The sequence below is a fragment of the Haloarchaeobius iranensis genome, assembly GCF_900103505.1.
Classification (GTDB): Archaea; Halobacteriota; Halobacteria; order Halobacteriales; family Natrialbaceae; genus Haloarchaeobius; species Haloarchaeobius iranensis.
Map to the genome: position 1 here is coordinate 43,576 of NZ_FNIA01000007.1, position 17,933 is coordinate 61,508.

The 17,933-nt window shown below is 69.1% G+C and carries 20 protein-coding genes; 13 read left to right on the plus strand and 7 right to left on the minus strand.

Annotated features, from left to right (window positions below; genetic code table 11):
• The first annotated feature begins 43 nt into the window (after positions 1–43).
• Complete coding sequence (locus BLT27_RS07585; RefSeq protein ID WP_089732501.1) at positions 44–1,225, plus strand: pyridoxal-phosphate-dependent aminotransferase family protein; 1,182 nt, start codon at positions 44–46, stop codon at positions 1,223–1,225.
• Positions 1,226–1,234: 9 nt separating this feature from the next.
• Here the strand turns inward: BLT27_RS07585 and BLT27_RS07590 are convergent, their stop codons facing one another.
• Positions 1,235–1,558, minus strand: a complete 324-nt coding sequence (locus BLT27_RS07590; protein ID WP_089732503.1) for a DUF7116 family protein — start codon at positions 1,556–1,558, stop codon at positions 1,235–1,237.
• A gap of 130 nt (positions 1,559–1,688) precedes the next feature.
• Complete coding sequence (locus BLT27_RS07595; RefSeq protein WP_217639110.1) at positions 1,689–1,943, minus strand: DUF5816 domain-containing protein; 255 nt, start codon at positions 1,941–1,943, stop codon at positions 1,689–1,691.
• A gap of 81 nt (positions 1,944–2,024) precedes the next feature.
• Here BLT27_RS07595 and BLT27_RS07600 point away from each other — a divergent pair, with 81 nt between their 5' ends.
• From BLT27_RS07600 to BLT27_RS07615, 4 genes are all read left to right on the plus strand, one after another.
• On the plus strand, positions 2,025–3,386 hold the full coding sequence (locus tag BLT27_RS07600) for a bifunctional metallophosphatase/5'-nucleotidase (protein WP_139172273.1): 1,362 nt from the start codon (positions 2,025–2,027) through the stop codon (positions 3,384–3,386).
• Positions 3,387–3,439: 53 nt separating this feature from the next.
• On the plus strand, positions 3,440–4,831 hold the full coding sequence (locus BLT27_RS07605) for a bifunctional metallophosphatase/5'-nucleotidase (protein ID WP_089732507.1): 1,392 nt from the start codon (positions 3,440–3,442) through the stop codon (positions 4,829–4,831).
• A gap of 102 nt (positions 4,832–4,933) precedes the next feature.
• Positions 4,934–6,295, plus strand: a complete 1,362-nt coding sequence (locus BLT27_RS07610; protein ID WP_089732510.1) for a bifunctional metallophosphatase/5'-nucleotidase — start codon at positions 4,934–4,936, stop codon at positions 6,293–6,295.
• Positions 6,296–6,331: 36 nt separating this feature from the next.
• Positions 6,332–6,736: a universal stress protein gene (locus tag BLT27_RS07615; RefSeq protein ID WP_089732512.1), complete on the plus strand. Its 405-nt coding sequence runs from the start codon at positions 6,332–6,334 to the stop codon at positions 6,734–6,736.
• On the opposite strand, the gene BLT27_RS07620 is transcribed toward BLT27_RS07615, so the two are convergent.
• Positions 6,737–7,777: a mechanosensitive ion channel family protein gene (locus BLT27_RS07620; protein WP_089732514.1), complete on the minus strand. Its 1,041-nt coding sequence runs from the start codon at positions 7,775–7,777 to the stop codon at positions 6,737–6,739.
• A 428-nt stretch (positions 7,778–8,205) separates the two neighbouring features.
• On the opposite strand from BLT27_RS07620, the gene trmB reads away from it, so the two are divergent.
• A complete protein-coding gene (trmB, locus tag BLT27_RS07625) occupies positions 8,206–9,264 on the plus strand; it encodes an HTH-type sugar sensing transcriptional regulator TrmB (protein WP_089732515.1) in 1,059 nt (352 codons plus the stop codon).
• A 1-nt stretch (position 9,265) separates the two neighbouring features.
• On the opposite strand, the gene BLT27_RS07630 is transcribed toward trmB, so the two are convergent.
• A complete protein-coding gene (locus tag BLT27_RS07630) occupies positions 9,266–10,117 on the minus strand; it encodes an eIF2B alpha/beta/delta subunit family protein (RefSeq protein ID WP_089732517.1) in 852 nt (283 codons plus the stop codon).
• 88 nt (positions 10,118–10,205) lie between these two features.
• Here BLT27_RS07630 and BLT27_RS07635 point away from each other — a divergent pair, with 88 nt between their 5' ends.
• Positions 10,206–10,508, plus strand: a complete 303-nt coding sequence (locus tag BLT27_RS07635; RefSeq protein WP_089732519.1) for a DUF7969 family protein — start codon at positions 10,206–10,208, stop codon at positions 10,506–10,508.
• 59 nt (positions 10,509–10,567) lie between these two features.
• On the plus strand, positions 10,568–10,795 hold the full coding sequence (locus BLT27_RS07640; RefSeq protein WP_089732521.1) for a hypothetical protein: 228 nt from the start codon (positions 10,568–10,570) through the stop codon (positions 10,793–10,795).
• Between the two features lie 162 nt (positions 10,796–10,957).
• On the opposite strand, the gene BLT27_RS07645 is transcribed toward BLT27_RS07640, so the two are convergent.
• The 3 genes from BLT27_RS07645 to BLT27_RS07655 all read right to left on the minus strand — a co-directional run bounded on the left by BLT27_RS07645 (position 10,958) and on the right by BLT27_RS07655 (position 13,938).
• Positions 10,958–12,466, minus strand: a complete 1,509-nt coding sequence (locus tag BLT27_RS07645; RefSeq protein WP_089732523.1) for an RtcB family protein — start codon at positions 12,464–12,466, stop codon at positions 10,958–10,960.
• A gap of 90 nt (positions 12,467–12,556) precedes the next feature.
• Positions 12,557–12,973: an archease gene (locus tag BLT27_RS07650; RefSeq protein WP_089732526.1), complete on the minus strand. Its 417-nt coding sequence runs from the start codon at positions 12,971–12,973 to the stop codon at positions 12,557–12,559.
• A complete protein-coding gene (locus BLT27_RS07655; RefSeq protein WP_089732528.1) occupies positions 12,970–13,938 on the minus strand; it encodes a DUF502 domain-containing protein in 969 nt (322 codons plus the stop codon). The genes BLT27_RS07650 and BLT27_RS07655 overlap by 4 nt, the downstream gene beginning before the upstream one ends.
• 105 nt (positions 13,939–14,043) lie before the next feature.
• On the opposite strand from BLT27_RS07655, the gene BLT27_RS07660 reads away from it, so the two are divergent.
• From BLT27_RS07660 to bcp, 5 genes are all read left to right on the plus strand, one after another.
• On the plus strand, positions 14,044–14,529 hold the full coding sequence (locus tag BLT27_RS07660) for a GNAT family N-acetyltransferase (RefSeq protein WP_089732530.1): 486 nt from the start codon (positions 14,044–14,046) through the stop codon (positions 14,527–14,529).
• 53 nt (positions 14,530–14,582) lie between these two features.
• Positions 14,583–15,755, plus strand: coding sequence for a DNA primase small subunit PriS (gene priS, locus BLT27_RS07665; RefSeq protein ID WP_089732532.1), 1,173 nt, complete (start codon positions 14,583–14,585; stop codon positions 15,753–15,755).
• On the plus strand, positions 15,752–16,768 hold the full coding sequence (locus BLT27_RS07670) for a hypothetical protein (protein ID WP_089732534.1): 1,017 nt from the start codon (positions 15,752–15,754) through the stop codon (positions 16,766–16,768). The genes priS and BLT27_RS07670 overlap by 4 nt, the downstream gene beginning before the upstream one ends.
• A 69-nt stretch (positions 16,769–16,837) precedes the next feature.
• Positions 16,838–17,341, plus strand: a complete 504-nt coding sequence (locus BLT27_RS07675; protein WP_089732536.1) for an MOSC domain-containing protein — start codon at positions 16,838–16,840, stop codon at positions 17,339–17,341.
• Positions 17,342–17,392: 51 nt separating this feature from the next.
• Positions 17,393–17,854: a thioredoxin-dependent thiol peroxidase gene (bcp, locus tag BLT27_RS07680; protein WP_089732538.1), complete on the plus strand. Its 462-nt coding sequence runs from the start codon at positions 17,393–17,395 to the stop codon at positions 17,852–17,854.
• Positions 17,855–17,933: the final 79 nt, after the last annotated feature.

The following is a 17,933-nucleotide window of genomic DNA, read 5'->3' on the forward strand; positions in this document are numbered from 1 at the left end:
CCGGCGAGATAGCTTTTTCCCGCGACGGGCTGATTCACCCGGTATGCAGGATGCACCGCAGGTCGGCGAACTCACACCGCCGAACCGTACGCTGATGGGGCCCGGACCGAGCGACGTCAACCCGCGGGTGCTCCGTGCGATGAGCACGCCGCTCGTGGGCCACCTCGACCCCTCCTTCATCGAGATAATGAACGAGGTACAGGACCTGCTCCGGTACACGTTCCGGACCGACAACAAGTGGACCATCCCCGTCTCCGGGACGGGCTCGGCCGCCATGGAGGCGGCCATCGGAAACGTCGTCGAACCCGGCGACACGATGCTCGTGCCCACGAACGGCTACTTCGGCGGCCGGATGGCCGAGATGGCCCGCCGTGCCGGCGGCGAGGTCGTCGAGGTCGACGCGCCGTGGGGCGAGCCGCTCTCGCCGTCGGCCGTCGCCGACGCCTTCGACGAGCACCAGCCCGACGTGTTCGGCTTCGTCCACGCCGAGACCAGCACCGGCGTGCGCCAGCCCAACGTGTCCGAACTCACCGGTATCGCCCACGAGCACGACGCCCTCGTCGTCGCCGACAGCGTCACGAGCATCGGTGGCGTGGAGCTGCGCGTCGACGAGTGGGGCATCGACGTGGCCTACGCGGGCCCGCAGAAGTGCCTCTCCTGTCCGCCCGGCGCGTCGCCGCTGACGCTCAACGACGACGCGATGGACAAGGTGCTCTCACGCGAGGAACCCGCCCGCTCGTGGTACCTCGACCTCTCGCTGCTGGAGGGCTACTGGGGCGACGAGCGCGCGTACCACCACACGGCACCCATCACGAACGTCTACGCGCTCCGCGAGGCGCTCCGGCTCGTCGCCGAGGAGGGCATCGCGAGCCGCTGGAAGCGTCACGAGCGTATGGCCGGCGCGCTGAAAGCCGGCGTGAAGGCGATGGGCATGGAGATGAACGCGCCCGACGAGTACTGGCTCCCGAGCCTGAACGCCGTCCGCGTCCCCGCCGGCGTCGACGACGGGACGGTCATCTCGCGACTCCTCGACGAGTACGACCTGGAGATCGCCGGCGGGCTCGGGGACCTCTCGGGCGAGATATTCCGCATCGGCTGCATGGGCCACTCCGCGCGGCCGAAGAACGTCACCTACCTCGTCAACGCGCTCGGCAGCGTGCTGGCGGACGAGGGTGCCGACATCGACGCGGCCGCCGGGGCCGAAGCGACCGCGGAGAAGCTGTAGCGGGCCGGGTCAGATGGCGGGCGGTGCGCGCTCGACCTCGTAGTCGGCCTCGTCGTCGACGCCGATGACGGCCCACTCGTACTCGGGGTCGGCCTTGCGGACGCGCCGCCTGACCGCGTCGGCGTGTTCCCGCCGGGTGACGAAACAGCGATACGCACCGGGGGAGGCTGACTCGGGCGGATTGTGTAGTTCCTCTGTGGCGGTCACGTGGACGACCTTCCAGTCTCGCTCCGCGCGCACTTCGTCGCCGTCGGTCGTGACGGTGTACCCGAGGCGGCTGAAAATCGACTCCGCTTCCTCCCGCAAGTGCCGATTCGTGTTAACGGGGCACATTCGGTATCTACTACCACGGCAACCGTAATAAACGTTCACCCGAGCTACCTCTCGGAGCGTGCCACGACGGGTGCGCTGCTGGCCGAATCCGGGGAGTCGTGCCCGGCGCTGACGCCCCGACCGCCGACACTCACTCGTGCGCCGCGTCCCACTCCGTCGCCTTCCGGAAGTTCTCGCAGACGTTGCACTGGATGCGCCCCATCGAGTCCATCGCGTTGTCGACCGTCTCGCAGTTCGCACAGAACCAGCCGTACTTGCGCTCGCGGTCCGGCGTCCGGTAGACGACGAAGAAGGGCGCCTTCGAGCCGCGGTCGCCCTCCCGCCGGTCCACGTACACCGTCTCGCCGTCGGCCGTCCGCAGCTCCTCCAGCGCGTGCTCGCTCATGCACCGGGCTTGGGGGTACGGTCGCTTAGGTCTGTTCGTCCGGGCCGAACGTTCTTGACCGGCGAGGAGAGACGCCCGGACGTGACCCTCCGACTGCTGCACTACGCCGACCTGGAAGCCGCCTACGACGTGCCCGAACGGGTCGGACGGCTCGCGACGGCCGTCCGCGAGCGTCGCGACGACCGGACCGTCGTCACCGGCGGTGGTGACGACACCGGCCCCTGCGTCCTCAGCTTCGAGGCCGACGGCGGGCACGCCGAGACGTTCCTCGACGCCGTCGCGCCAGACGTCGAGACGTTCGGCAACCACGAGTTCGACGGCACGCTGGACCGGGCCCGTCGGTTCGCCGCCGAGACGCCACCGACCTGGCTCTGTGCGAACCTGTACGCGGGTGACGGGAACGGTGACGGCCGGTTCGCGGCCGACGCGACCGAGCCATGGACCGTCGTCGACACCGCGGCCGGCCCGGTCGGGCTCTTCGGCGTGACGACGCCGGCTCTGGGCGACATCAAGCCCGGCATCGGTCTCGACGGCCGTGACCCGGTCGCGGCGGCACGCGAGGCCGTCGACGCCCTTCGCGACGCCGGCGTCGAGTACGTCGTCGGCGTCTCCCACTGCGGCGACGACGACCCCATCGCACGCGGCGTCGACGTGGACGTGGTCCTGGGCGGGCACGTCCACGAACCACGCGACGACGTCGTCGCCGGGACGCGGCTCGTCCGTCCGGGGGCGGCCGGCAGCCACCTCGTCGAGGTCCGCATCGACGACGACGGCGCGACCGAGACGCGCTTCCACGACGTCGACGACCACGAGCCGGCCCCCGGGCTGACGGCCGACCTGCGGGACCAGCTCGCCGCGGTCGGCCTCGACGACGTCGTGACGCACGTCGACGGGACGGTGAACCGCCGTGCCCGCGAGCCGTCGCCCGTCGGCACGTTCGTCGCCGAGGCGTTCCGCCGGGCCGGCGACGCGGACGTCGGGCTGGTGAACAGTCGGACGATGCGGGACTGCGGCGTCCCGCTCTCCGGTGCGGTCCGCCGGGTCGACCTCCACTCGCTGGTACCGTTCCCGGCCGGGCTCGTCACGCTCGCCCTCGACGGGACCGAGCTCCGGTCGGTCGTGGCCGAGGCCGGCGAAGGGCACCGCGACCAGGACGGTGCGCGGTGGAACGGGCAGTTCGCGGGCATCGAGGTCGACTGGGACGTCGCTCGCGACCGGCCCGCCGGAGTGACCGTCGCCGGCGCACCGCTCGACCCGGACGCGACGTACCACCTGACCACGATTCGGTACCTCGTCGTCGAGGACGTGGAGTTCCCGACGATTACCGAGGCGAACGTCGTCGAGGACGCCGGCGGCCTCCACGAGGCGATGGTCGCCCACGCCGAGCGGGTGGGCATCCCGACGGAGCCGGTCGAGTGGTTCCGCCGTGTCGGCCCCGAGTGAGGCACTCGCACACAAGGAGAACGTTCTTGAACCGGTAGGCGTAGGGCTCTACCATGCCCCTCCGCATTCTCCACTACGCCGACGTCGAGCGGGCTCCGGACGACCCGGAACTGCTCGCACGACTCGTCGGCCTCGTCCGCGAGCGTCGCGACGAGGAGACGCTCGTGTTCGGTGCCGGCGACAACCTCGGGCCGGGCGTGCTCTCGCTCGTGACCGACTGCCGCCACGCGCTGGACTTCTTCGAGGCCGTCCGGCCCGACGGCGACACGTTCGGCAACCACGACTTCGACCACGGGCCCGAGGCCACCCGCGCTGTCGTCGCCGACTCGCCGATGCCCTGGCTGTGCGCCAACGTCTTCGACGCCGGCGAGCCCTTCGCCGCCGACGAGGGTGCCGTCCCGTGGGCGGTTCTCGAAGCCGGCGAGCATCGCGTCGGCGTCACCGGCGTCGCCAGCCCGGAGACCCCCGACATCAACCCATCGGCCGAGGGCCTCTCGTTCGGCGACCCGGTCGCGGCAGCGGACGACGCGGTCGCGGCACTGCGCGAACGCGACGTCGACCACGTCGTCGTCCTCTCGCACTGCGGCGACGACACGGCCCTCGCCGAGCAGCTCGATGTCGACGTCGTCCTGGGTGGGCACGCCCACGAGGAGTTCATCGACAGGGTTGCGGGGACACTGCTCGTCCGCGCCGGCTCGAACGCCTCGGGACTCTCCGAAGTCGTGTTCAACGACCGACCGACGGCCTACCGGCTGCCAACCGGCGACGCACCGGTCGCCGAGGACCTCCTCGAGGCGCTCGAGGCGCGCCGGCGCGAGGCCGGTCTGACGGACACCATCGCCACCCTCGACGAGCCCGTGACGGTCACCCGGGCGGATACGAAGCAGGGCGAGAGCCGCGTCGGGAACCTGGTCACGGACGCCTACCGGTGGGTCTCGAGCGCCGACATCGCGGTCCACTCGTCCGGCGGCCTCCGGACGACCGAGCCGCTCGTCGGCGACGTGACGGCGGCCGACATCATCGGCCTCTGCCCGTTCGAGAACGAGCTGGTGTCGGTCCGCATCACCGGCGAGCAGGTCAGGCGGACCGTCCACGACGCGGCACTCGCCCAGTACGGCGACGAGGTGCCGACGCACTGGTTCGGCCATCTGAGTGGCCTCTCCGTCGTCTGGGACGACGAGTTCGACGAGGCTCGGGAGGTACGCGTCCGCGGCGAGCCGCTCGAGCACGACGCGACGTACACGCTCGCGACGAGCGGCTACTACGTCGAATCCTCGCACCTGTTCGACGCCTTCGGGCCGACCGACGTGGTCGCAACGCACGGCCAGCAGTACGAGGCCATCGTCGAGTACGCCCGCGAGCACGGAGTCGACCCCAGCATCGAGGGCCGCATCGAGCGCCCGACGCTGGACGCGGTGTCGGGCGCGCCAGCGGACGACGACTGACCGTAGACGGGAGGCCGACGGGCGGTGTTCCGCGTCTGGTCCGACGCTAGACCGCCAGCCGGACCGACACGTTGATTTGCGACTCCCCGCTACCGGGAGTGGATGTCTCCTCGTCTGCTCCACTACTCCGACATCGAGAACGCCTACGACGACCCCGACCGTATCGGGCGGCTCGCCGGGACTCTCACCGCCCTCAGCGACGACGACGCACTCGTCGTCGGCTCCGGCGACAACACCTCTCCCGGCGTACTCTCGCTCGTGAACGAGGGACGACAGGCGCTCGACTTCTTCCGCGCCGTCGACACCGATGTCGAGACCTTCGGCAACCACGACTTCGACTACGGGCCCGAGGCGACCCACGACCTCGTCGCCGACTCGCCACAGACCTGGGTCTCGGCGAACGTCCGCGACGGCGACGGCCGCTTCGCGCCCGACGTGACCGAGCCGTGGACCATCCGGGATGTCGACGGCGCTCGCGTCGGCCTCTTCGGCGTCACCGACCCGAAGACACCGTCGATAAACCCGAATGCGACCGACCTCCACTTCGGTGAGCCCATCGCCGCGGCCGAAGACGCGGTCGCGGCGCTGCGCGACGCCGGCGTGGACTACGTCGTCGCCGTCTCGCACCTCGGCCGTGGCGACGAGGAGCTCGCCGTCTCGGTCGACGTCGACGTGGTCCTCGGCGGCCACGTCCACAGCGTCGTCGAGGAGTGGATCGACGACACGCTCCTCCTTCGCCCCGGCGTCAACGCCGCCGCCGTCTACGAGGTCGAACTCGGGCCCGACGGCCCGTCGGCCACCCGCCACGACCCGATGGACGGGCATCGCAACGAGGCGCTCGCGGACACCCTCCGCGACCGGATGGCCGCCGCCGACCTCGACGAGGTCGTCGGCCGGGTCGACGAGCCCATCGAACGGACGAACTCGGCGGCGTTCCGCGGCGAGAGTCGCATCGGGAACTTCGTCGCCGACGCCTACCGCTGGGCGACCGAGGCCGACGTCGGCCTCCAGAACTCCGGTGGTATTCGCGAGGGCGACGCGCTCGAGGGCGACGTGACCATCGCGGACCTCGTCAGTGTCGTCCCGTTCCAGGAGCCCGTCGCTATCGCGGAGGTCTCCGGCGCGGAACTGCGCGACGTGTTCCGCGAGGCCAGCGGCGCGAACCTCGCGTTCGGCGAACTCGACTGGTGGCACGCCCACATCAGCGGCGCGTCGGTCACCTGGGACCGGAGCGAGCACGAACTCGTCGACGCGACCGTCGACGGCGAGCAGGTTGACCCCGAGGCGACCTACACCGTCGCGACGACGGACTACCTGTTCCACACGGACCACGAGTTCCCGACGCTCGACGAGGGGCACCGGGTCGCGCTCCACGACACGCAGTACGAGGTCCTGGCGGCGTACGCCCGTTCGGTCGGCGTCGACCCGTCGGTCGACGGACGCGTCGTCTGGCGCCGTGATTGAGAAGCTTTACCCGGTTCCGAGGACTCCCTCACACCGATGACCCGCGTCGTCGTCCCCGTCCGGTATCCGCTGAGCAAGCACTCCAGAGCCACGCTCGACTCCGCCATCGAGGTCGCGACGGAACGCGACGCGGCGCTGACGGTCCTCCACGTCGACCTCTACCAGAACGGCAAGCGCGTCTCGCGGGCCGACCTCAAGCGGGCCACCGAGCGCGAGTTCGGGACCGTTCCCCACACCCGGTACGTCGTCCGCCGTGGCTTCCTCGTCGAGGAGACCATCCTGGACGAAGTCGCCGCTGAGGGGGCTGACGTCGTCGTCATCGGCTCGAAGCAGGTGGGTCGGTGGCAGCGCATGCTCCGGAAGGTCGTGGACGAACCGGACATCGACGACTACCTTCGACGGAACCTCGACTGCGAGGTCCTCACGGTCGAGGCCGAGTAATCAGTCCTCGCGTTCCTCCGGAGCCTGTCCCGCACGTCCCGACGGCTGCCCGTCGCGCTGCATCTCGACCGGGAGCGAGCCGCTCGTCTCGTCGAAGACGACGTGGGAGTGCGGGTACGGGATGTGGACGTCGGCGTCGTCGAGCTGGGCCCACACCCGTTCGTTCACCTTCGAGCGAACGGTCAGCAGCTTGTACGGCTCCTTCGCCCAGTACCGGAGGACGAGCTGTACACCGTGGTCCGCGTACTCCTCGATGTAGCACGTCGGCGCGGCCGGGTAGCGCGCCGACCCGATCCGGATGTCCGGCCCCCCCGTGATGACCCCGTCGATGCCCTTCGCTGCGTCCTCCACGAGCTTCCGGGCCTCCTCGAGGTCACCCTCGTATGTGACGGTGAGTTCCAGCGACAGCCGCGTCCGTTCGTCCTCGGCAGAGTAGTTCACGATGTCGCGTTCCCGGATCGAGGAGTTCGAGATGACGATGAACGTGTTGTCGAGCGTGAATATCTTCGTGTACCGGATGGTGATGTCCTCGACGAACCCGCGGGTGTTCGTGTCCGAGATCTCGATCATGTCGCCGATCTCGTAGGGCTGGTCGGCGAGGACGAACACCCCGTTGATGATGCTCCCGACGATGGGCGCGAGGACGATACCGAGGACCGCAGAGAACACACCGACTGAGAGGAGGATGTCGCTGCCGCGGAAGCCGACGATTGAGAGCGCGATACCCACGGCCACGAGCATGACCGCGAGGCGAACCGACCGGAGCACGGTCTGGGTGATGCTCGGCCGCTGGATGCGACGGGCGATCGTGCGGCCGAACAGCCGGATGACGAGTTTGGAGCCGTACCAGCCGAGCACCAGTATCACCACGGCCATCCCGTACTCGACGGCGACGTGGGGCACGGCGTCGGGGAGAAGCTGGTCGATGAACCTGACGCCATCCTCGGTCGCGCCGCTCGCCGTGGTCGTCTCGGGTGCCGACGTGGTCCCACTCCCGGCGGTCGTCGTACCGCCATCCTGCGAGACCGACCCCGGTGTCATACCCCAGCCCTCTCGCTGCCCCGAAATAAGGGTTGGGACCCCGGTCGACGCCGGAACTGGTCCCGGGCTCATCGCTGGCGGGGACGTACCGGTGGTCGCTACCGATGACTACCGGAGCGGTCGCCTCGACGGGAGCGAGCTCCCACCGATGGCCACCGGCTTCCTCGACGGCGTGAACGCCGCGCTGAACCTGCTCCACGCCGTCTCGACGGTGTCCGACCTCGACCTCGAAACCGGTCCCCTGGAGGAGTTCGCGGAGCGCGTCGCCCAGTACTACACCGAACTCCGGAGCGCCTCGAGGCCGTCCCGGACCGCGATACGGCAGACGACCGGATGTACATGTGACAGTCTGACAGGAGCCTGTTTCGGAACTGCGTGCTACTCGAATTTCAGTAAACGGTTTAACGCTCCCCCCGAGTTGATACAGTATGCCATCCGACGACCTCCGTGGGACGATGGAGCGGGTTGGGGAGCGGTTCAATCTCGGGGAGTACGAGATCGACGCCTACCTGACTGTGCTCGAACACGGGCAGCTCACCGCATCGGAGATCGCCGACCGGACCGAAATCCCCCAGCCACGGGTGTACGACACGGTCCGCAGCCTCTCGGACCGCGGCCTCGTCGAACTGCGCGAGTCCAGACCGATGAAGATAATCGCCGTCGACCCCGACGATGCGTTCTCCGACCTCGAATCCTCGCTCTCTGAGCTCGTCGACGAACTGAACGCACGCTACACGGCCCCCGCTCGCGATACCGAAGCCGTCTCCCTCGTCAAGTCGCGGTCGACCATCCTCCGCTACCTGGAGGAGGTCATCGACGCCGCCGAGTACGAGCTCGCGCTGTCGCTCACGCCCGACCTGCTCGAACGCTTCGAGGACCTCCTCGCGAACCGCCACCATCAGGGCATCAGCATCGAACTGCTCGTCACCCCGGCCGCCGGGGCACCGGACCCCGACGAGTTCGACTACGACCGCATCGCGACGACTGTCCGGGTCCGCCGTGGCATCACCACCCCGGTCATGGCCGTCGCCGACGGCTCCTACTCCATCTACGCCACGCAGGACGCGCTCCGGGACGACCAGGACCGCTACGGCGTCATCTTCAACCGGTCCGCCCTCGGCTTCCTCGTCTCCGGCTTCTTCGGGACGGTGCTCTGGACGACCGCCGACGAGGTGTTCGCCGACGGCGAGAACCGGCCGTTCCCCCGGCGCTACTCCTCCATCCGCCGCGCGGTGAAGGACCTCATCGAGGAGGGCGGCGAGTTCTACGCAACCATCGAGGGGCGGGACGTCGAGACCGGCACGCCCAGGCTCGTTCGCGGGCAGGTCACCGACATCGCCTTCGAGATGACGGAGGAGGTCGCCGGCCTCACGCTCGAGACCGACGATGGCGAGGTGACTGTCGGTGGCCAGGTCGCGGCCTACGAGGACGTCGAAGCCCACGAGATAACCATCGGCCGGGACGAGCCGCCGGCGGTGGACCGCTAGCTCAGAACTCCATCACGCCTTCGTCGGTTATCGCACGCTCCAGCAGCGATACCGGCGTCGAATCGTAGGCGGGGTTACGCACGTCGAACCCCTCCGCCGGCTCCCGCATCACCTCGCTGGGCGACCGGAACTCGTTCTCGAAGACGAAGCCGCTCTCGATGACCTTCGAGCTGGAGCCGACGACGCTCACCGGCACGTCGCAGTGGTCGGCCGTCGCCGCGATGGTGAACGTGCCGACGCGGTTGTACAGCGTGTCCCCGACGATGCAGTCCATCCCGACGAACACCTCGTCGCACTCCTCGAGGTAGTACCCCGAGGCGGCGTCGGTCAGGAGCTGCGTCTCGACGCGGTCGTTGCCGGCGAGTGTCCGGGCGGTCTTCCGGCCGAGATACCGGGGACGGGCCTCCGTGACGAACATCTCGACGTGTGCGCCGTCGCGTGTTGCGAGCTCGATGGCCTCGAGCACGGTCGAGGAGTAGTCGTGGGTGAGGATGGTGCTGCCGTCCTCGATGTGCTCCGCCGCCCGTTCGGCCGCTCCGCGCTTGCCGTGTTCGACGGACTCGACGACGCGCTCGACGACCTCGCTCGTCGTCGCCTTGGCATCCTCGACGCCCTCACTGTCGGCCGTGCTCACCGCGTCGACGACCTCCCGCATCGCGTTGTACAGGGAGGCGTGGGACGGGTTCGCCCGCTGGAGCGCCTTCGCGTTGCGGTCGAGCGCTCGCTCGTACTCCTCGACGGTCGCGAACTCGCGGTCGAGCAGTTCGAGCAGGGCCCGGGTCGCCTTGACGGCGACGACCGAGGAGGAGTGGGTCTGCATCTCCTCGATCTCCTCGACGGTCTCGTCTATCATGGTCGAAACGTCACCGCTCGGTGTCAAAGACCTTTCCACTGGGACGGGACGGCCGCGGAGCTAAGACGGTCCAGTGTCTACTGGACGTATGGTCTCGGTCACCTACTACTGCCCCTACTGCGAGGCGCTGACGAGCCTCGAACGCGACGCCTACATGGCCGACAAGTGCGTCACGAAGGAACCGCTCGAGGGCTGGGAGTACGCGTCGACCACCGGCGAGTACGAGACGGCCGACGGCGTCGAGTTCGTCTGTCTCGGTGACGCCGACGACGAGGCGGACGCTGGCTGCGGCCGGACGTTCTACCTCAGTTTCGTGAAGTACGAGGCCGGCGAGCCGGTCGAGCATCGCGTCCCGGATATCGACCGGCCCCGGTTCGACTTCCTTCGCTGACCGGGGACGGGTCGCCGCCAGCCGGATGCTTTTGTGGCGTCACCCCCGATACCGGGGTGATGGACGACGAGATACTCGACGAACAGCGCGAACTCGTCCGCGTGCTCGAAGCGCACGGCTGGGACGTGACGGAGTCGGAGCTCTCCGTGTACGAGAGCCCGTGGGAGGACGACGACACCCCGGAGGCGACCATCACGCTCACCGCACGCCGGCAGTTTCCCGACAGCGACGTGCCCGAGGGCGGTGGCGAGGGCGACGACGACGACAACCCCTATCGGCTGAAGTAGCGGCCGCTCGCGCTCGGTTGGCGAACAGGCGGCACGTGTCGGGCCGCATCCGGCGTGCCGCGCGACCGCCCGGACCGGAATGCGGCGTAGGTCAGACCACGCCAGGTCTGACCCCGGCTTCGTACTTGAGGGGCCGGACGGTCGGCGGCGCGTCGCCGCTGGTCAGCCCTTGATGTTGCAGACGGGGAACGTGCGCGCGACCCGGTCGCCGATGCCGAGCGCGTCGCTCACCCGGACGACCTCGTCGACGTCCTTGTAGACCCCGGGCGCCTCCTCGGCGACGGTCGCGCCGGACTGGGCCTTCACGTAAACCTGGTTCTGCTCCCTGAGGTCGGTCCGGACGTCGCCGCCCCAGTACTCGTTCTTGGCCTGCGTTCGACTCATCAGCCGGCCAGCGCCGTGGGCAGTCGAGCCGAACGTCTCGTGCAGGGACCGCTCGCCACCGCTGAGGACGTAGCTCCCGGCTCCCATGCTCCCGGGGATGATGACGGGCTGACCGACCGCACGGTAGGCTGACGGGACCTCCTCGTGGCCCGCCGGGAACGCCCGCGTCGCCCCCTTCCGGTGGACGTACAGCTCCCGTGTCTCGTACTCGACGGCGTGCTCGTCGTCGGTCACGACCTCGCCGTCGGCGTCGACGCCGACCTGGTGGTGCTCCTTCTTGGCGATGTTGTGGGCCACGTCGTAGAGGAGGTGCATCTCCATGTCGCGCCAGTCGCGGTCGAACACCTGCTCGAACACCTGCCGGGTCCGGTGCATGATGAGCTGTCGGTTGACCCAGGCGAAGTTGATCGCCGCGCACATCGCGCCGTAGTACTCCTCGGCGAGCTGCGAGCCGGCCGGCGCGGCGGCGAGCTCCTTGTCCGGCAACCTGTCGAGCATGCCGGCGTGGGTCTTCTCGATGCGTCGGAGGTAGTCGTTGCAGGTCTGGTGGCCGAGCCCGCGCGAGCCACAGTGGATGAGGACGACGAGCCGGTCCGGCTCGAGCCCGTACTCGGCCGCGACCCCGTCGTCGTAGATGTCCGTGACGCGCTGCACCTCCAGGAAGTGGTTGCCGGAGCCGAGCGACCCGACCTGGTTCTTCCCGCGGTCCTTCGCCTTCTGCGAGATGGCCGACGGGTCGGCGTCCGGCCGCTTGCCCTCGTCTTCGCAGTGTTCGAGGTCCTCCGTGACGGCCCAGTCGTTGCGCAGCGCCCACTCCACACCGTCCGCGAGGATTGCTTCGACATCCCCGATGGTGCCCTCGAAGATGCCGCCGCCGCCGAGGCCGCTGGGGACGTTCGCGAACAGGGCGTCGACGAGTTCCTGCTCGCGTCCCCGGACGTCGTCGTAGGTGAGGCTCGTCGTCATCATCCGGACGCCGCAGTTGATGTCGTAGCCGACCGCGCCGGGGGAGAGACAGCCGTTCCGGGCGTCCATCGCGCCGACGCCGCCGACGGGGAAGCCGTAGCCCTGGTGGCCGTCTGGCATGCAGATGGCGTACTTGGTGATTCCCGGCAGCTGTGTCGCGTTGCGGAGCTGTTCGAGCGTCTTGTCGTCGCTGATCTCCTCGAGCAGGGCCTCGCTGGCGAACACCCGCGCCGGGACGCGCATGTCGCCCTGCTTCGGGATCTCCCAGACGAAGTCACGGACCTTCTCGAGCGTGACGTCGCCTGCGTCGTAGGTTGTCATGGTCGACAGTTGGACGGCACGGCCGGAATAGGTTGTGACTTGTTCACATCGGGTCGCCGACTGCGCGGCTATCGGTCGGGCCGCCGGGCCCTACACGTCGAAGACGACGTACGCCCGCCAGCCGTCGTCGGTCTCCTCGACGGTCATCTCGGAGTAGGTGACGGCCTTGACCTCGCGGGCGTCGACGGCGTCGAACGGGACGCCGTGCGCGCTGGCGTCGACCCGCCAGGTACCGTCGGCCGCCGCGGTGACGGTCGCGTCGTGGTCGGCTGGGAGGACGCCCCGAACGTCGCGCTCGTAGACGAGTTCGTCGAGGTAGTCGAACAACAGGCTCTCGCGGCTCTCGCTCCGGACCGAGAGCTCGAACCGGTCGCCGACGCCGGCCGGGACGTCGTCACACTGTGCGGCGGTCAGCCCGTCGGCGACAGCCGCGAACAGCTCCCCGAGACGTCCGCCGGTGGCCTCGACGGCCACGTCGGCGGTGTGCTCGCGGAGTTCGAAGCTCATGGCGTGTTCTCGTCGGTCATATCGGCCTCGGTCTGGCGGTCGTCGTCGTCGTCCGCCTCCTCCGTCGTCGTGGCGTCGCCACCGAGCTCGTGTTCCTCGCGTGCACCGGCCCGTCGCCGACCGCCGCTCTCGATGTCGAGGTCGCCATCGGGGGCGACCTCGTCCGTCTGCTCGGCTTCGTCCGCCGTCTCCCGGTCGAGCACGTCCGGTTCGACCTCGGGCTCGGCCGCCGTCCCCACGTCGTCCTCGGCCTGCTCGAACGCGGCCATCTGACTGAGTTCCGCCTCGGTGAGGTTGTCGGGCTCGCTCGGGTCGCCGCCGGTCGCGACGCCGGTCGTCACGATGGTCCGGATGCCCTCCTCGACGGACATGTCGACGTCGACGACGCGATGTTCCGGCACGTGGACGAGGTTGCCACCCATCACGGGGTTCGGCGCGAGCGGGAGGAAGAGCGTGACCATGTCGTTCCGGCCGACGGCCTCCTGGAGCGGCTGCGGGGTCGAGGTGGTCAGGAAGCCGATGGTGTACGTCTCCTCCTGTGGGAACTCGACGAGTTTGACGTCGCGGAAGTTCCGCTCCTCGCTCTGGACGATGACCTCGGACATCTCGCGGAAGCTCTCGTAGATGGAGCCGAAGCCGGGGACGCGCGCCACGAAGCCGTCGACGTACGAGATGGCGAGTTCCCCGTACCGGAACCGGGTGAGAAAGCCGATGGCGAGGACCAGCAGGACGACGAACAGGATGGTCAGGGTCTGGACGACCAGCACCGAGACGCCCTGGCTCATGCCGGCCTCCTCGAGCGCGAGGACGACGGCGTCGAGGAACGTGAAGAGGTAGCCAGCGAGGACGTTCAGCACGAACAGGGTGACGATGAGGGGGACCACGACCGCGAGCCCAGCGACGAACGCGTCCTGCAGGACGTTCAGAGGGTCGAACCGGTTTTCGTCCTCCGCTGGGGAGCTCATCTCCTGTTTGGACGGGCGGCACTCTTCAAAACCTTTCCCCAAACCCGATTGGGGGTGCTCGACTGCCGGTGGAATTATATCGTCGTGTCCCGGAGTTTCACGACAGTGAGCGTCAACGTCGACACGCGCGTCGCCTCCCCCGGAAGCGACGAGTACGTCGAGGATGCGTGGCGCCTGAAAGAGCGCATCCGCCGCGATGAGGACGTACTCAAGCAGCGAAAGAGCTTCTTCACCGACGCGTATCGCCGGTCGAAGGTCCACCTCTTCCTCGACGAGGGGGCCGACCAGCCGGTCATCGGGTTCGCCGCAGTCCGCCGCGACGGCTACATCCTCTTTCTGGCAGTCGACCCGAGCTATCGCGGTGAGGACATCGGGAAACGACTCGTCGCCCGCGTCGCCGAGGAGCACCGCACCGTGACCTGCCACGCGCGTACCAGCAACGAGAACGCGCTGCGCTTCTACGAGCACCTCGGCTTCGACATCAAGCGACGCATCGACAACTACTACGAGGACGGCGGCGACGCGTACTACCTGAAACTCGGGGACGACGTGAGCATCACGGGGCGGCTCTCCGAGTTCATGCGTCGCTGAGACGGGGCGACTCCGCAAGGTTTGTACGACCACCTTCCGAACCAACGAGAGCCATGAACGAGCGCACCCGACGATACCTCCGCGGTCGCTTCGGCGACCACTACCGGGGGACGGAGCTCTCCCCGCCGCCGCAGCCGAACGAGCGCGAGTGGGGGTACATCACCTGGTCGTCGGGTGGCACGACGATGATCCGCCATCACTCCTGGATGGAGGTCGGCGACCTCCGGACGTTCCTCACGGACGAGCGCCCGCGGCACGTCTACTTCTCCGCGGGCCGCTACGACGACCCCGGCGCGGGCTCGATGTCGAAGAAGGGGTGGCGCGGGTCGGACCTGGTGTTCGACCTGGACGCCGACCACCTGCCGGGGGTCGACCCGGACGAGGACAGCTACGCCGAGATGCTCGCGGTCTGCAAGGACGCCCTGCTGCGGCTGCTCGACCTGCTCGAGACCGACTTCGACTTCGAGGACCTCACCGTGGTCTTCTCCGGCGGCCGGGGGTACCACGTGCACGTCCGCGACGACGGTGTCGACGAGCTGGACCGCAGCCACCGCCGCGAGATAGTCGACTACGTGATGGCCAACGACGTGGACTTCGAGTCGCTGGTCAACCGCGAGTCCGTCGCCGGGCTGGGGCTGAAGAACCCGACCGACAAGCGCAGCCTCGACACGACGGGCGGCTGGGGCCGACGGGTCCACGACCGGCTGCTCGCCTTCGTCGACGAGGTGCGCGAGCTGCCCGACGAGGAGGCCCGGGAGCGACTGCAGTCCTTCGAGGGCATCGGTGCCGGCCGCTCGAAGAAGCTCGTCGAGGTGCTCGACGACCGCTACGACGAGCTCGCGGCCGGCAACCTCGACGTGCATCCGACCGTCGTCCGGCTCGCCGACATCTTCGCCGAGGAGACGTTCGCGGCCGAGACGGCACCCATCGACGAACCGGTGACGACGGACATCAACCGGCTCATCCGGCTGCCGGGGAGTCTGCACGGCGGGACCGGCCTGGCCGTGACGCGCATCCCGCGGGACCAGGTCGCCGAGTTCGACCCACTGCACGACGCCGTCCCGGGGACGTTCGTCGGGAACGACATCGAGGTCACGGTCGACGAACCGACCGCGGTCGAACTTGGGGGCGGTAGCTTTACGGTGGAGGCAGGCACACAGACTGTACCGGAGTACGTGGGCGTGTTCTTGATGGCCCGCGACCACGCCGAGAAGGGGAAAGAATGAATCTCGACGAACTGCGCTCTGCGCTCGACACGGAACGGCAGAAGGGTGGCCTCCAGGGGTTGCGCGACTCCTTCTACCAGGAGGTCGCGGAGTTCGTCGAGGAGCTGAAAGCGGAGCGCGACCGGGTGGCCGCGGAGTCAGACGACCCGTTCGGCTCCCCGGAGGTCCAGCGCCTCACCGACCAGATCGACACCGCGCGCTCGACCGCCGAATCGCTGTACGAACGCCGCCTCGGCAAGCTTGTCAAGCAGGCCAGCCTCGCCGCCGCCGACATGGCGAGCATGGACCAGGTCAAGGGCCTCACCGACGAGGAGCGCGCCCTGTACGACGACCTCGTCGACCGGATCGAGGGCAACAAGAACCACATGTTCGATGTCATCGCCGGCGAGGCGACGACACCGCCCGTCACGGACGACGACTCGCCCGCGCACCACCCCGAGGACGGGATGGCGACGGGGTCGAGCGGGTCGTCGGCCCCAGCCGAGCCGGGCGGTCGGGAGACATCGGACCCGACGACGGCGTCCGAGACGGACAGTTCGACGGACACAGCAGCGGACGACGAGCCAGCGCCGGATGACGACCGCGCGCCCGACGTTGCAGCCGCGGAGGCGAGTGCGGTCGCGGGCGCCGACGATACCGAACCGGAATCCGACGGTGTCAGCGCCGCGGACGTGATGGGCGAGACGCCGTCGCCCGGCGAGGCACCGTCGCCCGGCGACCCCGCCACGGACGGTTCGGGCGTCGCCGCACAGTCCACCGACCAGCCAGCCGACCCGATACCGGCCGGCGGTGCAGCCGAGTCGACGAGCAGCGACGACGCGGCGGGACGGGATGCCGGCGGCGACGGCGGACCGACCGTCGAGCGGACGACGGTCCGCATCACCGACGAGGTCGGAGAGATATTCGGCGTCGACCAGCGCGAGTACAGCCTCGGCACGGACGACGTGGTGACGCTCCCGACGGCGAACGCCGAACCCCTGCTCGACCGCGAGGCCGCGGAGCGCCTCGACTGACCGTCGGCCATTGACACGCCGTCACGTCCCTCCAGTAGCTTCTTGCACCGGTGCTTCGTAGCCGGTGCCATGACCGAGACGGACGCTGCGGATGCGGTCGCCGGCGACGCCACGGCGACGACTGGAACGGTCGAGGCGATTCACATCGCGCCCGAGTCGGGTGAGCCGGTCGCGCCCGTCGAACGGGTCGAGGCTATCGCCGAGGCGGGGCTGCGTGGCGACCGCTACTTCGATGACGGCGGGACGTTCTCGGACGGGACCCCGCGGGGTATCACGCTCATCGAGGCCGAGGCCATCGAAGCCGCCGCGAGCGACTACGGCGTCGACGTGAGCGACGGACGGCACCGCCGGAACGTGACCACGCGGGGGGTCGCGCTCAACCACCTCGTCGACGAAGAGTTCCGCGTCGGCGACGCGATCTGTCGCGGCGTCGAACTCTGCGAGCCCTGCTCGTACCTCGAGGGACTCACGGAGGACGGCGTCGCCCGGTCGCTCGTCCACCGGGGCGGCCTCCGGGCCACCATCGTCGAGTCGGGTGAGCTGGCGGTCGGCGACACCGTCGCACCGGAGTGAGCGCTCGCCGGAAGCGAAATCCGTTTTACCGGGCGTTCCCTTCCGAACGCTATGCTCGAAATCGGTTCAGAGGCTCCTGACTTCGAACTGCCCGACCAGAACGGCGACCTCGTCTCGCTCTCGGACTATCGCGGCCAGACGGTCGTCCTCTGGTTCTACCCCCGGGCGAACACCGAAGGCTGCACGACGGAGGCCTGCTCGTTCCGCGACAACTGGGACGCCTTCCAGGAGCGTGATATCGCGGTCCTGGGCGTCAGCGACGACGAGATCGCCGACCTCGAGCAGTTCGAGGCCGACCACGACCTGCCGGTGACGCTGCTCTCGGACGAGCACGGCGAGGTCGCCACCATCTACGAGTCCTACGGCGAGAAGCAGCTGTTCGGCAACACGTTCGACGGCGTGTTCCGGAACACGTACGTCATCGACGAGAACGGCGAGGTCGCGCGCGTCTACGAGGGTGTCGACCCCGAGGAGCACGCCGCGGAGATACTCGCGGACCTCGACGCCGAGTGACCGACGGCGGGCGCCTCGGGGCGGGTGGTCGCTGTAGCAGTCGGTAGACGCGGCCCACGTCGCCACGGGGACGCCGTGG